Annotated in this window: 18 protein-coding genes; 12 read left to right on the forward strand and 6 right to left on the reverse strand. The window is 69.6% G+C overall.

What is annotated here, in order from left to right; translation table 11 throughout:
* The first annotated feature begins 338 nt into the window (after nucleotides 1-338).
* The 4 genes from LCL61_RS00995 to LCL61_RS01010 all read left to right on the forward strand — a co-directional run bounded on the left by LCL61_RS00995 (nucleotide 339) and on the right by LCL61_RS01010 (nucleotide 4,911).
* Nucleotides 339-1,241, forward strand: a complete 903-nt coding sequence (locus LCL61_RS00995) for a helix-turn-helix domain-containing protein (protein WP_063275090.1) — start codon at nucleotides 339-341, stop codon at nucleotides 1,239-1,241.
* Complete coding sequence (locus LCL61_RS01000; RefSeq protein WP_125675531.1) at nucleotides 1,238-1,447, forward strand: DUF397 domain-containing protein; 210 nt, start codon at nucleotides 1,238-1,240, stop codon at nucleotides 1,445-1,447. Before LCL61_RS00995 ends, LCL61_RS01000 begins: the two co-directional genes overlap by 4 nt.
* Nucleotides 1,448-1,608: 161 nt before the next feature.
* On the forward strand, nucleotides 1,609-1,821 hold the full coding sequence (locus LCL61_RS01005; RefSeq protein ID WP_340685091.1) for a hypothetical protein: 213 nt from the start codon (nucleotides 1,609-1,611) through the stop codon (nucleotides 1,819-1,821).
* A gap of 63 nt (nucleotides 1,822-1,884) precedes the next feature.
* Nucleotides 1,885-4,911 carry a helix-turn-helix transcriptional regulator gene (locus tag LCL61_RS01010; RefSeq protein WP_340685092.1) on the forward strand — a complete coding sequence of 1,009 codons (3,027 nt, stop codon included), beginning with the start codon at nucleotides 1,885-1,887 and terminating at the stop codon, nucleotides 4,909-4,911.
* Nucleotides 4,912-4,985: 74 nt separating this feature from the next.
* On the opposite strand, the gene LCL61_RS01015 is transcribed toward LCL61_RS01010, so the two are convergent.
* The 3 genes from LCL61_RS01015 to LCL61_RS01025 all read right to left on the reverse strand — a co-directional run bounded on the left by LCL61_RS01015 (nucleotide 4,986) and on the right by LCL61_RS01025 (nucleotide 8,233).
* Complete coding sequence (locus LCL61_RS01015) at nucleotides 4,986-6,599, reverse strand: succinic semialdehyde dehydrogenase (RefSeq protein WP_340685093.1); 1,614 nt, start codon at nucleotides 6,597-6,599, stop codon at nucleotides 4,986-4,988.
* Between the two features lie 117 nt (nucleotides 6,600-6,716).
* The gene (locus tag LCL61_RS01020) at nucleotides 6,717-7,514 is read right to left on the reverse strand and encodes a hypothetical protein (RefSeq protein WP_340685094.1); all 798 of its coding nucleotides are present in this window, start codon (nucleotides 7,512-7,514) and stop codon (nucleotides 6,717-6,719) included.
* A gap of 104 nt (nucleotides 7,515-7,618) precedes the next feature.
* Nucleotides 7,619-8,233, reverse strand: coding sequence for a TetR/AcrR family transcriptional regulator (locus LCL61_RS01025; RefSeq protein WP_340685095.1), 615 nt, complete (start codon nucleotides 8,231-8,233; stop codon nucleotides 7,619-7,621).
* A 104-nt stretch (nucleotides 8,234-8,337) separates the two neighbouring features.
* Here LCL61_RS01025 and LCL61_RS01030 point away from each other — a divergent pair, with 104 nt between their 5' ends.
* On the forward strand, nucleotides 8,338-9,489 hold the full coding sequence (locus LCL61_RS01030; RefSeq protein ID WP_340688457.1) for an acyl-CoA dehydrogenase family protein: 1,152 nt from the start codon (nucleotides 8,338-8,340) through the stop codon (nucleotides 9,487-9,489).
* 28 nt (nucleotides 9,490-9,517) lie between these two features.
* Nucleotides 9,518-10,666, forward strand: coding sequence for a CaiB/BaiF CoA-transferase family protein (locus LCL61_RS01035; protein ID WP_340685096.1), 1,149 nt, complete (start codon nucleotides 9,518-9,520; stop codon nucleotides 10,664-10,666).
* A gap of 74 nt (nucleotides 10,667-10,740) precedes the next feature.
* On the opposite strand, the gene LCL61_RS01040 is transcribed toward LCL61_RS01035, so the two are convergent.
* A complete protein-coding gene (locus tag LCL61_RS01040) occupies nucleotides 10,741-11,265 on the reverse strand; it encodes a GNAT family protein (RefSeq protein WP_340685097.1) in 525 nt (174 codons plus the stop codon).
* Nucleotides 11,266-11,275: 10 nt separating this feature from the next.
* On the reverse strand, nucleotides 11,276-12,061 hold the full coding sequence (locus LCL61_RS01045) for a crotonase/enoyl-CoA hydratase family protein (protein WP_340685098.1): 786 nt from the start codon (nucleotides 12,059-12,061) through the stop codon (nucleotides 11,276-11,278).
* Nucleotides 12,062-12,193: 132 nt separating this feature from the next.
* Between LCL61_RS01045 and LCL61_RS01050 the strand changes: the two genes are divergently transcribed.
* From LCL61_RS01050 to LCL61_RS01070, 5 genes are all read left to right on the forward strand, one after another.
* A complete protein-coding gene (locus tag LCL61_RS01050; protein WP_162182762.1) occupies nucleotides 12,194-12,349 on the forward strand; it encodes a hypothetical protein in 156 nt (51 codons plus the stop codon).
* A 350-nt stretch (nucleotides 12,350-12,699) separates the two neighbouring features.
* Nucleotides 12,700-13,182: a helix-turn-helix transcriptional regulator gene (locus tag LCL61_RS01055; protein WP_340685099.1), complete on the forward strand. Its 483-nt coding sequence runs from the start codon at nucleotides 12,700-12,702 to the stop codon at nucleotides 13,180-13,182.
* Nucleotides 13,183-13,313: 131 nt separating this feature from the next.
* A complete protein-coding gene (locus LCL61_RS01060) occupies nucleotides 13,314-14,198 on the forward strand; it encodes a lytic transglycosylase domain-containing protein (RefSeq protein ID WP_340685100.1) in 885 nt (294 codons plus the stop codon).
* A 390-nt stretch (nucleotides 14,199-14,588) separates the two neighbouring features.
* Nucleotides 14,589-14,960, forward strand: coding sequence for a hypothetical protein (locus LCL61_RS01065; RefSeq protein WP_340685101.1), 372 nt, complete (start codon nucleotides 14,589-14,591; stop codon nucleotides 14,958-14,960).
* Between the two features lie 23 nt (nucleotides 14,961-14,983).
* Nucleotides 14,984-15,337, forward strand: coding sequence for a DUF3817 domain-containing protein (locus LCL61_RS01070; RefSeq protein WP_340685102.1), 354 nt, complete (start codon nucleotides 14,984-14,986; stop codon nucleotides 15,335-15,337).
* Here LCL61_RS01070 and LCL61_RS01075 read toward each other — a convergent pair.
* The gene (locus LCL61_RS01075) at nucleotides 15,334-16,755 is read right to left on the reverse strand and encodes an MFS transporter (RefSeq protein WP_340685103.1); all 1,422 of its coding nucleotides are present in this window, start codon (nucleotides 16,753-16,755) and stop codon (nucleotides 15,334-15,336) included. The two genes, LCL61_RS01070 and LCL61_RS01075, sit on opposite strands and share 4 nt — an antisense overlap.
* A 137-nt stretch (nucleotides 16,756-16,892) precedes the next feature.
* Here LCL61_RS01075 and LCL61_RS01080 point away from each other — a divergent pair, with 137 nt between their 5' ends.
* On the forward strand, nucleotides 16,893-17,462 hold the full coding sequence (locus LCL61_RS01080; protein ID WP_340685104.1) for a TetR/AcrR family transcriptional regulator: 570 nt from the start codon (nucleotides 16,893-16,895) through the stop codon (nucleotides 17,460-17,462).
* The last annotated feature ends 1 nt before the right edge of the window (nucleotide 17,463 follow it).

Here is a 17,463-nt window from a genome sequence, read left to right on the forward strand (position 1 = left end):
GATCGGGGGACGGCTCCGGCCCTGCACCGGGGGTGAATCCGGCTTCGACGGGTATCCTTCCGAAAGCCCATCGGTGCAGCTCGCGGCCCCGCGCCTGTGCCGCGAGCGGATCCGCTGCCGCCGGTGAGGGCGGGCGTACCGCGTTGCACAATGCTCAACCTACAACGGCAATCTGCAAATTGCAGGATGAAAATCGAGGCGTGGGTGAAAATGGTCGTGTGACCATCTCACCGAATGTGTCTCGGGCTGGTTAGATGTGCTTCGTGCGGGGCACTGAACACTGTTCTCCTCGCCGTGTCGCGATCGGTGTTGCTCGGACAGCTTGTGGAGGTGCCGTGATGACGAGGGGTCAGGGACCCACCGTGCGCCGCCGGCGGCTGGCGAGCGAGCTGAGGCGGCTGCGCGAGGCGGCGGACCTCACCATCGACGAGGTGAGCGAGAAGCTCGAATGCTCGGCGTCGAAGGTCAGCCGCATCGAGACGGGACATGTCGGTGTCACCCCGCGCGACGCGCGCGACATGCTCGAGCTGTACGGCATCGCGGGAGACGAGCAGGAAGCGCTCGTCCAGCTGGCCAGGGAAGCCCGCAAACGCGGCTGGTGGCACGCGTATAACGAGGTGTTCACCGGCACCTTCGTCGGGTTGGAGGCGGACGCGAGTTCGCTGCGGGCGTTCCAGGCGCTGCTGGTGCCGGGCCTGTTGCAGACCGAGCGGTACGCCAAGGCCGTGATCAGGGCGATGCGGCCCGACGCCGAGGACGCCGAGATCAGGCGGCGGGTGGCGGCGAGGATGGCGCGGCAGGAACTGCTGACCGACCCCTCGCCCCCGGAGTACTGGGCCGTCATCGACGAAGCGGTCCTGCACCGCGTGGTCGACGGCCCCGAGGTGATGGCGGAGCAGCTGTACCGGATGGTCACGATGGCGGCGCAGCCGAACGTGACCGTCCAGATCGTGCCGTTCGGCGCGGGTGCCCATCCCGGGATGGAGGGTCCGTTCCTCATCATGGGCTTCCCCGAACTGGCCGACACCGACGTGGTCTACGTCGACAGCACCTCCAGCGGGCTCTACCTGGAGGAACCCCCGGACGTCCGGCGATACGCGTTGATGTTCGACCATCTGCGTGCCGCCGCGTTGAAGCCGGACGACTCGGTCGAGGTGATCGCCGAGGCCGCCGGAAGGTTCGCCGAACAGGCGGCCCTTCCGGAGAAGTCCCTGGAAACAAGTAAGGAGTGGGGAGCATGACGCCCAACGATGATCTTTCCCAGGCCCGGTGGTTCAAGAGCAGCCACAGCGGTGGCGGCAACGACTGCGTCGAGGTCGCCTTCACCGGTTCCGGTGCCGCGCTGAGGGACTCCAAGGACCCTGAGGGAGGTGCCTTCCGCCTCTCGCCGCAGGCTTGGCGTGGGCTGCTCGGCGCGGTGCGCACGAGTGGCCCCGCTCACGACTGAAGATCCCCGAACTCGACCCCTTACGCCCCCCGAGCAGGGGATGGGCCGGCGTAAGGGGTCGAATCACGTCCGGGTGTAGGTGATCACCCGATGCCGCGAGGCACCCCTCAGGACGAATCTCGTCACTACCGAACAAGGCAGTGAGTTCCTAAGGGGAAAAGATGAACACGAACGACGCTCTGCTCACCGGCGTACTGGCCGAGGTCGAGTACCGCCGGGAAGAGCTGCAGCGAGCGGGCCGCAGCATCTGGGTCGAGCGGGCCCGCCGGGCGAGTAAGCGGATCCGCGCGCAGCGCGCCGAAGTCCAGGTGCCCGCCCAGGAGCGCCGAGAGGTCCGGCAGGCGCCCGCCCGCAGCGGCGACATCACCCGGTAGAGGTCGAGTGCGATGAAGCTCTCGGCGAAAACACAGGCGAAGTTGTCGGCCCGGTAGGCAAGAATGCACCTCGTGCCCCGTCTTGGCTCCGGAATCCCGATCGTCGCCCGCACACAGGAGATGCGGCAGCTCCGCGCCGCCTTCGCCCGTGCAGAACGGGGCGAGGCCGGCGCGGTGCTGCTCTCCGGTGACGCCGGCGTCGGCAAGACCCGCCTCCTGACCGCGCTCGGCGAGTACGCCGCGGGCGCGGGCGCCCTGGTGCTCACCGGGCGCTGTATCGACGTCCATGAGGGCGGTCTTCCCTATCTTCCGTTCGCCGAGGCGCTGGCGCCGCTGGCGACGACGTCCGATCCCGCGGTCACCGCCGCGGTCCGGGCGCGGCCGGCGCTGGGCAGGCTGCTCCCGCAGATGCAGCAGGCGGAGGACTACCCCGCCATCGAAGACGGTCAGCTCACCGCGAGCGAACGGGTGTCGACGCAACGCCTCGGGCCCGAACGGGACCTCGGCCAGCTCCAGCTGTTCGACGCGGTACTGGGGGTGCTGACCGTCATCGCGCAGCGCCGGCCCGTGGTGATCCTGCTGGAGGATCTGCACTGGGCCGACGGTTCCACCCGGAACCTGCTGTCCTTCCTGCTGACGAGGCTGCGCACCCAGCGGCTGCTGGTGGTGGCGAGCTATCGCGAGGAGGACGTCCACCGGCGGCATCCGCTCCGGGCGGTGCTGTCCGAGGTGGTGCGGCTGGGCGCGGTCGAACGTGTCGAGGTCAAGCCGTTCGGCGCCGAGGACGCGCGCGCGTTCGTCGAGGCGCTGGCCGACGAGCCGATCGGCCAGGACCTGATCGCCGACATCGTCACCCGGTCCGAGGGCAATCCGTTCTTCGTCGAGGAGCTGCTCGCGTCCGCGAAGGACTGCCGCGAGCTCCCCGCCGGGCTGGCCGAAGTGCTCCTCGCCAGGGTGGAGCAGCTTTCGCAGATCACGCGCCGGGTGCTGCGCGTGGTCTCGGTCGCGAAGGACGCGGTGGCGCATGCCGCGCTCGCCGAGATCTCCGGCCTGGACGAACTCGAACTCGACGAGGCGCTGCGCGAGGCCGTGCAGCATCACGTGTTGGTGATCGAGAATGGTTTCTACACCTTTCGCCACGCGCTACTGCAGGAAGCCGTGTACGGCGACCTGTTGCCGGGGGAGCGGGTGCGCATGCACGCGGCGTACGCGGCACGCATTCGTAACCGCACACAAGGCCGGGGCCAGGACGCGCGGCTCGCGCACCACAGCATGGAGAGCAAGGACTTCGTCACCGCGCTGGCCGCGTTGCTGCGCGCGATGGACGAAGCGGAGAAGCTGGGCGCGCCCGGCTCCGCGCTGAGGCACGTCGAGCAGGCACTGTCCATTTGGGACGCCGTGCCCGCGGCGGACCGACCGTCGGACGTCGACGAGCTCCGCCTCCTGCACGAGGCGTCGTATTTCGCGAGCACGTCGGGGGAGCCGGAGCGCGCGGTCGCCTATTCGCGGTCCGCGACCGAGGCCTTGGGCCCGGACACCGGCAACGAGCGGGCCGCCAAGGTCTGGCGACGGCACGCCGAGGCGCTGCTTTCGGTCGACGGCACGCTGGACGAGGTCGTCGAGGCGATCGACAAGGCCTGGGAGCTGGTCGAACACACCGAGGCGAGTGCCGCGCGGGCCTGGGTGCTCGCCACCCGCGCCGGGATCCTGCGGCTGATCGACAGGCACGACGAGGCGCTGCAGTGCGCCCTGGCCGCGGTCGCCGACGCCAGGGCCGTCGGCGCGGGCGGGGCGGAGGCGGCGGCGCTGGTCTCGCTCGGGACGCTGGCCGATTCGGCGGGCGACGTCGAGGAGGCGCGGGAGCGGCTGCGCGAGGCCGAGCGGAAGGCCAGGGATTCCGGCGCGCTCAACGGCGAGCTACGGGCCCTGCACTTCCTCGGGCTGAGCTACGACGACAGGGCAGAGATCCATTCCGCCTTGAAGTACTACGCCAAGGGCATCAAGCGGGCCAAGGAGACCGGGCTGACCTGGAGCTCGTTCGGCATCGAGCTGCGGACCAAACACCTCACGCTGCGGTACGTCAGCGGGGATTGGCCGGAAGACGACGACGCCGGCCGCGCGGGCCGCGGTGTTTCGAGTGTCGTCGCCGGGCGCTTCCTGGGGATCTGGGCACAGTTCGTCGTCGGCAGGGGCCGGTTCGCGGACGCGGACAAGATCCTGCCCAGCCTCCGTCAGCACTGGAGCGCGGACTACTCGATCGCGCTCGCGGCGGGCGACGCCGCGATCCAGCTCGCGTCGTGGCGAGGAGATCACGCGGGTGCGGTGCGCCATGCGCATGAGCTGATCGACTGGCTCGAAGAGGTCGAACCCGCCGTGCTGGGCGGCATCCGGATCAGCGTGCACGGTCTCACGGCGGCAGTTGCCCAGGCCGCCGAGGCACGGGTACGCGGTGATCAGGCGACAGTCGAGGCCGCGGTGGAATCGGGCGAGAAGTTCCTCGCCCACGGCCGCCATTGCGCCGAACACGGCATCCCGCGTTCGGTGTCGCTGGGCCCGGAGGCGCTTGCGTGGCTCGCCCGGCTGGAGGCGCTCGGCGGCAGCCTGCGCGGCACGGGGGATCCGGCGCTGTGGGCGAAGGCGGTCGAGGCGTTCGGGTACGGCGCGGTGTACGAGCAGGCCATGTGCCGTCTGCAGCACGCGAAATCCCTGCTGGCTTCGGACGGCGACACCGCGCTCGCCGCGTCGGAGCTGCTGGCCGTGCACGCGGTGGCCGATCGGCTGGGCGCCTGCCCGCTGCGCGAAGCCGTCCGGGAGCTCAGCCACCGGGCGCGCGTCGAGCTTCCCGGGGAGGCCGCGGCGCCGCGTCGTGACGTCGTCGATCCGCTCACCGATCGGGAACGTGACGTGCTGGAGCGCGTCGCGCTCGGCCGGACCAACCGGCAGGTCGGTGAAGAGCTGTACATCAGCGAGAAGACGGTGAGCGTCCACCTTTCGCGCGTGATGGCGAAACTCGGCGCGAGCCGCCGGGCCGAGGCGGTCGCGATCGCCTACGACCGGGGCCTGCTGGCCGCTCCGACCTCTTCCTCCTAGCCGCGTTTAGTCCTCTGAATGCGATCCTTGCGTGTGCAAGTACCGCGTTCAGAGGACTAAACGCGGGAAGGGGATCAGCGGCGCGGGAGGCGGCGCAGGGCTTTCAGGCTCGTGCTCAGTGCCCGCACCCAGAGCTTCGGCGGGATTCCGCGGCCGGGGCGCAGCGGCATCCCCCGCTGCAAAGCGATCGCCTGGGCCTCGGTGTACTTGAGCAGGCCTTCGGCACCGTTGCGCCGCCCGACGCCGGACTCCTTCATCCCGCCCATCGGCAGGCCCACGGTCCCGAAGGTCGCCGCGAAGCCTTCGTTGACGTTGACGGTCCCGGCCTTCAGCCGCGCCGCGACCTCCCAGCCCGCCCGGCCGTTGCGCGACCACACGCTCGCGTTCAGCCCGAACTTCGTGTCGTTGGCCCGCTCGATCGCGTCGGTGACGTCGGTGTAGCCGTAGATCGACACGACCGGCCCGAAGGTCTCCTCGGCGAACAGCTTGACGTCTTCGGTGACGTCGGTGAGCACGGTCGGCTCGTAGAACAGCGGGCCGAGGTCGGGCCGCGCCTTGCCACCGGTGAGCACCTTCGCACCCTTGGAGCGGGCGTCCTCGACGTGCGCCGACACCGTCTCCAGTTGGGCCTCGGAGGTCAGGGATCCCATCTGCGCCTGGTAGTCCAGGGTGCCGCCCAGCCGCAGCGCGGCGGTCTTGGCGACGAACGCGCGAGTGAACTCCTCGCGGATCGACTCGTGCACGTAGATGCGCTCGACCGAGACGCACAGCTGCCCCGCGGAGGAGAAGCACGCGGTCACCGCGCCCGTGGCGGTCTTGGCGATGTCCGCGTCGGGCAGCACGATCATCGGGTTCTTGCCGCCGAGTTCGAGTGAGTAGCTCGTCAGCCGCTCCGCCACCTTCGCGGCGAGGCCCTTGCCCGTGGGGGTGGATCCGGTGAAGCAGAGATAGTCCGACTCTTCGACCAGCGCGTCGCCGATCTGCGAACCCCGGCCGAGCACGATCTGCCAGACACCGGCGGGCAGCCCGGCCTCCTCGGCGACCTCTTGCAGCCACAGCGCCGAGAGCGCGGTCTGGTTGTCCGGCTTCTGCACGACGGCGTTGCCCGCCGCGAGCGCGGGCAGGACGTCCATCGCGGTCAGCGCGAGGGGGTAGTTCCACGGCGAGATGATCCCGACGACACCCTTGGGGTGCCGGATCTCGCCGACCTTCGTCAACACCGGGATCAGCCCGGCGGCGCGGCGAGGCGACAGGAACTTCGCGCTGTGCTTGCCGTAGTAGGCGGCCACGAGCGCGGTGGCGCTGACTTCGTCGAAGGCGTCCATCCGTGCTTTGCCCGCCTCGATCTGCACGAGGTCGAGCGCCTCTTCCTGCCGCTTCAATACCAGGTCGTGCAGGCGGATCAGGATGCGCTGGCGGTCTTCGACCGGTCGCCCGGCCCATGCGCGCTGAGCTTCCCGTGCCTGGTCGAACACGGCGCGGACGTCGGCGTCGGTGGCTTGGGGGAGGGTCGCGATCGGCTGTCCGGTGAAGGGCGCGCGCATCTGGACGGGCGCCGAGTCCGCACCGCCCACGACCCGGCGCACGAGCCGTTCCGCCCTCGTCATGGCGGGGGCGCCGGGAACGCCGCCGATGGTGGACGGTCCTTCAGTGTGCTGGCCCGCACTCGCCGGTGTCGTGCTCGTCATGCCGTCTCCGTTCGATGCCGCGCGGAGCCGGAAAGGCGCCACGCAGAGCCCAGGTGTTACCGACGAGTACAGCATACCGCCGGTATGGAGGCTGTCCAGCGCTGATATGAATCAGTTTCACGTACTGCCGGGCCGTGGCGGATTGTCCGGGGACGGGCGCAGGATGTCCTGCTGCTGCAACGCGGATCCCGCGGGCGGCGTCGGGGGCGACGGCGGCTCGTAGGCCTGCGGATACTGCTGCTGAGGGACACCGGGAGCGTAAGGGGTGTAGGTGACCGGGTAAGGGGCCTGTGGGGGCGGCGCCGGTTCACGACGGTTGGCCACGACCGCCAGCCCGACCGTGAGCAACGCCACGAGCCCGCCGGCGAGCAGAATCCAGAATCCGCTCCCGGTCCCATAACGCGAGACGAACCGGCCGGTGTCCTGGCCGAAGCTCAGGCTCGCCGAGATGTCCATGCCGAGCATCCAGACGCCGACCGCGGTCCCCGCCCCGCCCGCGATGAGGAGCGTCCTCGACGTCGTCGCGGCGGGCGAACCCGAAGTGCGCTGGTACGCGGCGAAACCCACCGCGGCCCCGGCGAACAGGGTCAGCGCGGCGGCGGACAGCGGGATGCCGTAGCGGGCGACATGCGTTTTGTCGTAGAACTCCTTCTCCTCCGCCGACGGTTCGATGTCGAAGATCCGCGTCCAGCCGGTCTCGGCGAATTTCGACACCGCCTTGCCGTCGGACACCTGCTCGTACGTCGACTGCGGGAGAAAAGTCGCGAGAAGGACCAGCAGGCCGGCGAAAACCCCCATCATCGCGGCGAAGAGGCGGGGGAGCCGCACGTCGGACGGCGGGCGCGGCGCGGTGGCGGGCGGTACTGCGCCGAACGGGCCAGTCGGTTGGTACGGCTGCTGCTGCGGCGCGTTCATGGTCGACTCCTCCGCCGGTTCGGTCGTCCAGCAAGGAATTCCACCACGGATCGGCCGACGGGATAAGTGTCAGCTGTGCTCTGGTCAAGGTGCTTTCGTGCGTGCTAAGCGGTGGTGTCCTCGTACAACATCACCGCGACGCGCTTCCATTCGTCGAGCAGTTGCCGCCGTCGCTTCGGATCGCCGCCGAGTTCGGCGTCCAGCGCCAGTCCCCGGGTGAGGTTCACGGTCAGCCAGAAGAGGATCTCCGCGCGTTCCTTCGGCAGATCCCCGGCGACCGCGGTGACGTGCTCCAGCGTCGAGCGGCCCAGTGCCCTGTCGACCGGGCGGATCGCCTCGCGGAGTTCGGGGTCGGTGCGCGCCGCGACCCACAGTTCCGTGGCGGCCGTGGACAGCGTGCCCGAGTAGCCCTCCCACAGCAGGTCGATCGCCGCCGCGACCCCCGAGGCGCCGCCGGGAAGCGCCGTGATCGACGCCGCGAGCCGCCCGCGCAGCTTTTCGGTCAGATGCTCGACGGCGGCCGCCATGAGTTCGGCCTTCGCGGAGAAGTGATGTTGCACGGCGCCCTTCGAGACGCCGGCGCGGGCGCAGATCTCCTGGACCGAGGTGCGCGCGTAGCCGAGGTCGACCAGGCAGTCGATGGTCGCGTCGAGCAGCGCGGTGCGGGTCTGCTCGCGCCGCTCGGCCTGGGTGCGGTGGGTCCTGCCGAGCACGCTCACCGGCTCCGGCCCCCTTTACGTGCAGCTCGGTACGGATGTACATTCCGGATGGAACTTACATCCTAAGCGTCATGTTTTCCAGGTCCGATCAGGAGGCGTTGGCCGTGCCCTTGCAGATCCAGAAGAGTTCGTGGAGCACGACGGAGCTCGAAGACCTCCGGGACCTCGCCCGGACCTTCTGCCAGAAGGAACTCGTGCCGAACCAGGAGCGCTGGGCGGCCGAGAAGAAGGTCGACCGCGAGCTGTGGACGAAGGCGGGCGAGGTCGGCCTGCTGGCCCTGTCCATCCCGGAGGAGTACGGCGGTGGCGGCGGCACGTTCGCCCACGAAGCCGTGCTCTACGAAGAGCAGGCCCGGTCCGGTGACAGCGCTTGGGGCGTCACCGTCCACAATGGAATCGTCGCGCACTACATCCTCGAGTATGCGAACGAAGAGCAGAAGAAGGCGTGGCTGCCGAAGTTCGCCTCCGGCGAGATGGTCGGCGCGGTCGCGATGACCGAGCCCGGCACCGGTTCGGACCTGCAGAACATCAAGACCCGCGCGGTACGCGACGGCGACCACTACGTGATCAACGGCGCGAAGACGTTCATCACCAACGGTTTCCACGCAGACCTCGTCGTGGTCGCGGTGAAGACCGACCCGGAGGCGGGCGCGCAGGGTGTCTCGCTGATCGCCGTCGAGACCGACACGCCCGGCTTCAGCCGCGGCCGCGTCCTCGACAAGATCGGCCTCAAGGGGCAGGACACGGCGGAGCTGAACTTCGACGACGTCCGCGTGCCCGCCGCCAACCTCCTCGGCGCGCAGGAAGGTCTCGGCTTCATCCAGCTCATGCAGCAGCTGCCGCAGGAACGGCTGATCATCGCCGTCACCGCGGTCGCCGGGATGGAGGCCGCGATCGACCAGACCATCGCCTACACCAAGGACCGCCAGGCGTTCGGCCGCCCGGTCTACAACTTCCAGAACACGAAGTTCAAGCTCGCCGAGGCCGCGACCGAGGCCGCGGTGTCCCGCGCGTTCCTCGACCAGTGCATCGAACGGCACCTGCGCAAGGAACTCGACGTGCAGGGCGCGGCGATGGCGAAGCTGTGGACCACCGAACGGGTCAACAAGGTCGTCGACGACTGCCTGCAGCTCTTCGGCGGCTACGGCTACATGACCGAGTACCCGATCGCGCGCGCGTGGGCCGACATCCGGATCTCCCGCATCTTCGGTGGCACCAGCGAGATCATGAAGGAAATCATCTCTCGCACGCTGTAGAGAAACCGTTGGCGTAGGAAGGAAGAACGTGGCGAAAAAGGCCGGCCCGCTCAGCGGGCTCAAGGTCGTCGAACTGGCCGGGCTCGCCCCGGCGCCGTTCGCCTGCACGATCCTCGCCGATCTCGGCGCGGAGGTCGTCCGGATCGACCGGGCGACACCGGGCAACGACGTCATCGGGTTCCCGAACGATCCGCTCGCGCGCGGCAGGCGGTCGATCGGGATCAACACCAAGACCCCCGAGGGCGTCGAACTGGTGCTGAAACTCGCCGACGACGCCGACGTGCTCATCGAGGGTTTCCGCCCCGGCGTCGCCGAGCGGATGGGCATCGGGCCGGAACAGGTCCACGCCCGCAATCCGCGGCTGGTCTACGGCCGGATGACCGGCTACGGCCAGGACGGCCCGCTGGCGACCGTCGCCGGGCACGACATCAACTACATCGGCATCTCCGGCGCGCTCGAACCCATCGGGCACGCCGGGCAGCGGCCGGTGGTGCCGCTCAACCTCGTCGGTGACTTCGGCGGCGGTGGCCTCCTGCTCGCCATGGGTGTGCTGGCGGCGCTGTTCGAACGCCAGACGTCCGGCAAGGGACAGGTGGTCGACGCGTCCATGGTGGACGGTGCCGCGCTGCTGACCACCAGCCTGCACGGGCTGCTGGATTCCGGGCTGTGGTCCGGTGGGCGCGGTGAGAACATGCTCGACGGCGGCGCGCCGTTCTACGACACCTACGAGACCGCCGACGGCAAATACGTCGCCATCGGCGCGATCGAGATGCGGTTCTGGGGCGACCTGGTGAAGGTGCTCGGCCTCGACCCCGAGGAGACCCCGGTCCACGTCGACAAGAACGAGTGGCCGAAGCTGCGCAAGATCGTCGCCGAAGCTGTCGCGAAGCACACCCGCGACGAGCTGGTCGCGAAGGCCGAGGGCACCGACGCGTGCCTGACGGCGGTGCTCTCCCCGAAGGAGGCGCCGTCGCATCCGCACAACGTCGCGCGCAAGACGTTCGTCGACGTCGGCGGCATGCTGCAGCCCGCGCCGGCGCCGAGGTTCGACCGCACGCCGGCCGGGACGCCGGAACCGCCTCGGCCCAAGGGTGGCGACACCACCGAGGTCCTCGCCGAACTCGGCGTGGACGCCGAGGGGATCGAACGGCTCAGGGCCGCGGGCACCATCGCGTGAGCTGAAGGGGACTTTCCCCGCATGAGACGCGGCGAAAGCGTCCTTCACCGCGTGGCATGCGGTGAAGGACGCTTTCAGCCCACGTCGAGATCGGACCGCAGCACTGAATAGAGCACGTGGTCGCGCCACGCCCCGTCCCGGAACCCGTAGCCGCGCAGCACACCCTCCCGGGTGAAGCCCGCCTTCGTCAGAGAGCGCTGCTCGGCGAGGTTGCCCGCCTCCGTCGACGCCTCGACACGGTTCATCTGCGTATGCGCGAAGAGGTAGCGGACCAGCAACCGCTGTGCCTCGGTTCCGTAGCCGTGGCCACGTGCCTCGGGGATGAGCACGAGCCCGGCGTTCCAGCAGTACGACGTCGAGCCCGTCCTCGTCTTGTGCCAGGAGACGAAACCGAGCCGCTGCCCGTCGAGCTCGATCATCAGCATCCCGTTGTCCGCCGCGAGCATGCCGGTCTCGGCCCAGCGGCGGCGCAGGAAGTGCGGGTCGTGCCAGCCGTGCCATTCGAACGTGCCCGCGGCCCGCGGATCGTTCGTCAGCGCTTCCAGCATCGGCAGGTCGTCTTCGTACACCGGTCTGAGCGCGACTCCGGTTTCTGTCATCCGACAGACCCTAGAGCCGTGGGCCCTCGAAACTGCCGTGACGCCCCGCGCCGTCACTGAACCGGCTCGCGCCCGCGACGGCCTCCTCGGCGAGCCCTCCGCCGATCAGCGCGTTCGAGAACTCGGCGCGCATCGCCTCGTCCTCGGTCAGCCCGAACTGGCCGTACGCGGATTTGCGATCCGCGCGCAGACACGCCTGGGGGAACGCGGCCAGTTCGCGTGCCAGCGCTTGCGCGGCCGCCAGGGCCTCGCCGTCCGGCACGACCCGGTTCGCAAGCCCGATCGCGAGCGCCTCGTCGGCGTCCACCGGCCTGCCGGTGAGGATCAGGTCCATCGCCCGCGAATGCCCGATCAGCCGGGGGAGGCGCACCGTGCCGCCGTCGATCAGCGGCACCCCCCAGCGGCGGCAGAACACACCGAACACGGCCGTGCTGTCGGCGACCCGGAGATCGCACCACAGCGCCAGTTCCAGGCCGCCCGCGACGGCGTGCCCGCGGACCGCGGCGATCACCGGTTTCGACAGCGCCATGCGCGTCGGGCCCATCGGCCCGTCACCCGCCGGGCTGAGCGAGTTGGTGCGGCCGGTGCCGACGGCCTTCAGATCGGCTCCGGCGCAGAAGGCGTCACCCGAACCGGTGAGGACGGCGACCGCGGCCTGTTCGTCGGAGTCGAACGCGCGGAACGCGTCCGCCAGAGCGTTCGCCGTCGGACCGTCCACGGCGTTGCGCGACTCGGGGCGGTTCAGCGTGATCGTCGTCACCGGCCCTTCCCGGTGGACAAGAACGTTTTCGCTCATCGATCGCTCCCTCGGGGAAACCGGGTGGGCAACAGGGCCCGATTCTCCTTAAAGTGGTGACAAAGTCCGCAGTGCGCGCGGAGTCATCGTCTGGACACTACGGTGTGATGGGATGGAGCCATGTCGCCCGGCTTGAAGAAATTCGTTGTGATCGCCGTCGTCGCGCTCGTGCTCTTCTTTCTGATCAGCAGGCCGACGCAATCCGCCGACGCCGTCCACACCGCGCTCGGCTGGCTCCGGTCCGGTGCCGAAGCCATCGTGACGTTCGTCCGGAGCCTCTTCTCCTGACCCATCGCTGCGATCACCGGCGTCCCTGGTGACGCCGGTGATCGCTGTGCGCAGTCACCAGCGGTTATCACTCAGCGTCACCCGTCTCGGATTTCGGTCGGATGACTCGACCATCCGGGTGGATTGCCCCCGAAAACCCGCTGGTCGACGAATTCGTGCCCTGGAAGCCCTGGCGGAAAAGACCTCCGCGCCCCTACGGTGCTCACATTGCGTGATCGGTTGGTCCTCCAGGCGCCGGAGCCGGCCTCCTGGGCGAGGAGTTTCCGCAGGTGCAAGCCTCACGGCAGCGGAACTTTCAGCCGGGCAAGTAAGTCAGGGCTTGTCAGTCGGGGAATCATGAGGAGGCAGGGATGACCGGAGATCCCGGAGTCGATGCGTTGATCCGGCAGTGGGCGGCCGAGCGTGAGCAGACCCCCGAGGAGCGGGAAGCCGATCGCATCGCGTCGGCGTGGCTGGCCGATGTGCCGAGGCAGGCTCCCGGCATCCCCGGCCAGCGTCAGCAGTCCGGCCAGGGGCGCTGGGCGCCGGTCGAGGCCGCCGATCCCGGCTACCTCGACGCCATGCGCCGTCGTCTCCCGGAGGTCCCGCAGGAGCTGCTCGTCGCGGCCGCCGGCTGGTGGCAGATGGTCGGCGGCGTCGCCGAGGCCGAAGCCTGGTGGGACGCCGGCATCAGCCCGCTCGACCAGCGTGCGCTCGACTACCGCGCGGCCGGGCTCGCCCCGTCCGACCTGAGCCGCCGTCTCGGCCCGATGACCGTTTTGCAGCACCTCCGCCGCGGCAGCGCCCCGGCCTGGTGCGTGGCGCGGCTGGCGAGGCAGCAGAAGTCCGCCTGATGAGAACTTCTCGCACGCGCGGGTGAACCGGCGTGGCAAGGGCGATTCCGGCGACCGCGTAACGCTAACCTGCGCGGGCTCGTTGTTCGAGCATCGGTCGTGATCGCCGCCCACGCTGGAGGACCCGCTTCGTGCGCACCACCCCGGAAAACGACGAGCTCGTCGCCGACCCGGCCACGCCCGCTCCGCCACGCCGCGGGGTGGGCGCCGCCGTATTCGGCAGGCTGGTGATCGTGCTGGCCGTGCTCGGCCTCGCCGGCGGCGGGATCTGGCTGGTGACCAAGGCGTCCGCCCCGGTCGCGAGCCCCACGACGATGGAGATCCCCGCGCTGCAGGTCAAGGCGGCGGACGTCAAACCCGGTTCGGTCGCCCCGGTCAACGCCACCCTCGCGGGCGGCGCCGCCCAGCAGACCGCGCCGCAGCAGGCGCAACCGAAGCCGGGCAAGGACCCGCTGGCCGCCTGGACCGAGCGGGCGGCGCAGGCCACCGGCATCCCGGCGAGGGCGCTGCTCGCCTACGGCAACGCCGAGCTGGCGATGCGCCAGATGCAGCCGAACTGCAAGATCTCGTGGGCGACCCTGGCGGGTATCGGCCGGATCGAGTCGAACCACGGCCGGTACGGCGGCGCCGTCCTCGGCCAGGACGGACGGCCGTCGAAGCCGATCATCGGCGTCCCGCTCGACGGATCGCCCGGCGTGAAGGCGATCGGCGACACCGACGGCGGCCAATTCGACGGCGACGCGGCCGTCGACCGCGCGGTCGGCCCGATGCAGTTCATCCCCAGCACCTGGCGCCGGTACGCCGCCGACGGCAACCGCGACGGCCTCGGCGACCCGCAGCAGATCGACGACGCGACGCTGGCGGCGGCGCGGTACCTGTGCGTGAACAACCGGGACATGTCGGCCGCATCGGGGTGGTGGCAGGGAATCCTGTCGTACAACAACTCGACCGAGTACGCGCAGAAGGTCTTCGGGCTGGCGGACGACTACGCGAAGGCCGTCGCCTCGCGTTCGTGAGCGATTCGGCCCGGTCGGATCGTTCCGCGAAGGCTTCCTGGCGTCACGGCTGTCCCAGCGTCACCAGGCGTCACATCGGTGGGTAGTGAGGGCCTCCTTCACTACCTTCAGGGTAGGTAAGGAGGCCTTCACGGACCGGGTGTGCGCGTCCTCAGGACCACTCAACCGATACCGGCGTTTCGCGTGACACGGCCGGGTTCGCCGCGCGTCGTCCGTTCAATCACGCGTGTCGTCCATCCGGTCACGCGAAACCGCCATCTGTGCACCGGCGGCACGTCCCAACTCACTCACGACACCTTCGCCTCACGCGCGAGGTCGCGGCTCGGGACCAAGGTCCCGAGCGCCCAGGTCGGCGATGTTTCGCCGCGCGCCCAGTGCTAGCGTCGATATGTGCCCGCTTCGTCCGTCACCCTGCGCCGTCTCGGCATCGCCGGCGTCTGCCTGGTGAGCCTGGCGCTGTGCTGCGGGCTCGCGTGGTGGCAGTGGGAGCGGTTCTCCTCGGCCAGCGGGACGTTCCAGAACCTCGGCTACGTCCTGCAGTGGCCGCTGTTCGGGCTGTTCCCCGCCTTCATGTTCTGGCGGATCCGCAAGCTCCGCCGTCGCGCCGCCGAGGCCGACGCCCAGGAGACGGTGGCCGAGACCGCCGTCCCCGAAGTGCCCGCTCCCCGGCAGCGACGGGCCCCGGCGCCGCCGCCCCCCGAGGACGACGAGCTCGCCGCGTACAACAGGTACCTGCGCGAACTCAACGCCCGCGACAAGTAGTCCCCAGAGAGGTTCGAGACCCTATGACCACCCGAACTGACGACGCCGCCCCGGCCCGCCCGGTCTCGTTGGGCGGACCGCTGATCCGGTTCCGCGTCGCGGCGTACGCCACCGGTGTGGCCCTGCTCGGGCTGGTCGTCGAAATGCTGCTGCAGTACGTCTTCCGCGTGGCACTTCCCCAGTTCGTGAAGATGATCCCCATGGTCCACGGTGGGCTCTACCTGATCTACCTGCTGCTCGCGGTCGACCTCGCGATCAAGGCCCGCTGGTCGATGAAGGGCACGCTCCTCGTGCTGATCGCCGGCTGCGTCCCGTTCTTCTCGTTCGTGATGGAGCGCAAGGTCACGCACAAGGTCCAGGCGGGCGTCAAGCTCTAAGCCCGGCGCCGGAAGGTCAGCGCCACCAGGAACGACACCGCCGTCACGACGGCCGCGGCGGTGAAGGCCGCGGTCATCCCGGCGACCGTGGTCTCCGCCGGGCTTCCCGAAGGGGTCCGCGTCGCCGCGCCGAACACGGTGATCAGGATCGCCAGCCCCAGTGTCGCCCCGACCTGCTGCAACGTCTGCAGCGCGCCGCCGGCGGCACCCGCGTCGTCGGTGGGCACCGTCGCCATGATGATCACGCTGAGCGGGGAGAACGCCAGCCCGGCGCCCACGCCCATCAGCAGCATCGGCCCGAGCAGATGCGAGAAGTAGCCGCTGTCCGTGGTCAGGGTGGTCAGCCAGACGACCCCGCCGGTCATCAGCGCGGTCCCGGCGAGCGCGAGCGGCTTCGGCCCGAACCGGGGGAGCAGCTTCGGGATCAGCCTGCTCAGCAGGAACATGCAGACCGCCATCGGCAGGAACGCGAAGCCGGTCTCCAGTGCGGCGAAACCCGCGATGTCCTGTAGGAACTGGGTCAGGAAGAAGAAAATCGACATCATCGCCATCGGCCCGAGGAAGAAGTTGACGTAGGCCGCGGCGCGGTCGCGTTCGGCGAACAGGCGCAGGGGGATCAGCGGTTCGCGCACCCTCGTCTCGATGGTGAGGAACGCGGCCAGCAGCGTCACCCCGGCGGCGAGGCTGCCGAGGGTGATCATGTCGCCCCAGCCGTGCGAAGCGGCGTGGGTGAAGGCGAACACGAGCGAGCCGACGCCGAGGGTGCCGGTGAACGCGCCGGGAAGATCCAGCCGGGCGCGCCGTCGTGGAGGATCGGCGACGTACCGGGAGGTGAGCAGCACGATCGCGAGCCCGAACGGGACGTTGATGTACAGTGCCGCACGCCACGAGATCCATTCGGTCAGCAGCCCGCCGAGCAGCAGGCCGATCGCGAAACCGCTGCTGGACATCGCCGAGAACAACGCCAGCGCGCGCACTCGTGCCTTGGCTTCGGTGAACGTGCTGGTGATCAGCGCCAGTGTGCTCGGCCCGGCGAGCGCGGCGCCGACGCCCTGCGCGACCCGGGCGGCGATCAGCAGTTCCGCCGAACCGGCGAGGCCGCCGAGCAGGGAGGCGGCGGTGAACACGGCCGCGCCGACGACGAACGTCCGGCGGCGGCCGAACAAGTCGCCCGCCCGGCCGCCGAGGAGCAGCAAGCCGCCGAAGACCAGGCTGTACGCCGTCATCACCCAGGACAGGCCAGTATCGGTGAAGCCGAGTTCGGACTGGACGCGCGGGAGCGCGACGTTCATCACCGTCGCGTCGAGGATGAGCATGAGCTGGCAGGTCAGGATGATCGGGAGGACCAGCCGGTGCGGAGGTGACGGGGTCTCGGCCGGTTCAGGCCTGGGCTCGGCACGCAGGGTTCGCTCGGTCAAGGAATACTCCGAAGACGTAACGAGATGAAGCGGAGAGACTCTCCGCTTGAGGTCGTGAGCGATGATATGGAGACCCTCTCCGCTTACGCAAGTGAATTCGGAGAACGTCTCCGTTTTCGTCGCCCGAGGAGGTGCAGATGGTCACGGCCGATCCGGCCCGTCCCATGCGCGCGGACGCGCGGCGCAACTACGAGCGCATCGTGGCCGTGGCGAAGGAGGCGTTCAGCGCCGACGGCGTGGACGTGCCCGCCGACGACATCGCCAAACGCGCCGGTGTCGGCGCGGGCACGCTGTACCGGCACTTCCCGACGCGCGACAAGCTGATCGAGGCCGTCTATCGCGACGAGATCGACGGGCTGGCACAGCAGGCGTACGACCTGCTCGACGAATTGCCGCCGGGCAAGGCACTCGAGACGTGGCTGGCCACGCACGTCATCTACGTGGTCGAGAAGCATGGGCTCGCGATGACGCTGAAGGCGTCCGTCGACGCGGGCTCCGAAGTCTTCGGCTGGTGCCAGTCACGCCTGCGGGCCGCTGCTGACACGGTCGTGAAGGCGGCTCAGGACGAGGGCGTGCTCCGGCCCGACGTCGCGGGCGTCGACATCCTGCGGCTCGGCCACGGGCTGGGCTCGGCCGCGAGCAAGGCTTCGGAGGAGGACACGAAGCGGCTTCTCGCGATCGTGCTGGACGGTCTCCGGATGCCATGAA

Source organism: Amycolatopsis coloradensis (assembly GCF_037997115.1).
Classification (GTDB): Bacteria; Actinomycetota; Actinomycetes; order Mycobacteriales; family Pseudonocardiaceae; genus Amycolatopsis; species Amycolatopsis coloradensis_A.

Coding starts and splice junctions, on each gene's coding strand:
- LCL61_RS00995 (WP_063275090.1), top strand. CDS start 339: ATGACGAGGGGTCAGGGACCCACCGTGCGCCGCCGGCGGCTGGCGAGC.
- LCL61_RS01000 (WP_125675531.1), top strand. CDS start 1,238: ATGACGCCCAACGATGATCTTTCCCAGGCCCGGTGGTTCAAGAGCAGC.
- LCL61_RS01005 (WP_340685091.1), top strand. CDS start 1,609: ATGAACACGAACGACGCTCTGCTCACCGGCGTACTGGCCGAGGTCGAG.
- LCL61_RS01010 (WP_340685092.1), top strand. CDS start 1,885: ATGCACCTCGTGCCCCGTCTTGGCTCCGGAATCCCGATCGTCGCCCGC.
- LCL61_RS01015 (WP_340685093.1), bottom strand. CDS start 6,599: ATGACGAGCACGACACCGGCGAGTGCGGGCCAGCACACTGAAGGACCG.
- LCL61_RS01020 (WP_340685094.1), bottom strand. CDS start 7,514: ATGAACGCGCCGCAGCAGCAGCCGTACCAACCGACTGGCCCGTTCGGC.
- LCL61_RS01040 (WP_340685097.1), bottom strand. CDS start 11,265: ATGACAGAAACCGGAGTCGCGCTCAGACCGGTGTACGAAGACGACCTG.
- LCL61_RS01045 (WP_340685098.1), bottom strand. CDS start 12,061: ATGAGCGAAAACGTTCTTGTCCACCGGGAAGGGCCGGTGACGACGATC.
- LCL61_RS01055 (WP_340685099.1), top strand. CDS start 12,700: ATGACCGGAGATCCCGGAGTCGATGCGTTGATCCGGCAGTGGGCGGCC.
- LCL61_RS01070 (WP_340685102.1), top strand. CDS start 14,984: ATGACCACCCGAACTGACGACGCCGCCCCGGCCCGCCCGGTCTCGTTG.
- LCL61_RS01080 (WP_340685104.1), top strand. CDS start 16,893: ATGGTCACGGCCGATCCGGCCCGTCCCATGCGCGCGGACGCGCGGCGC.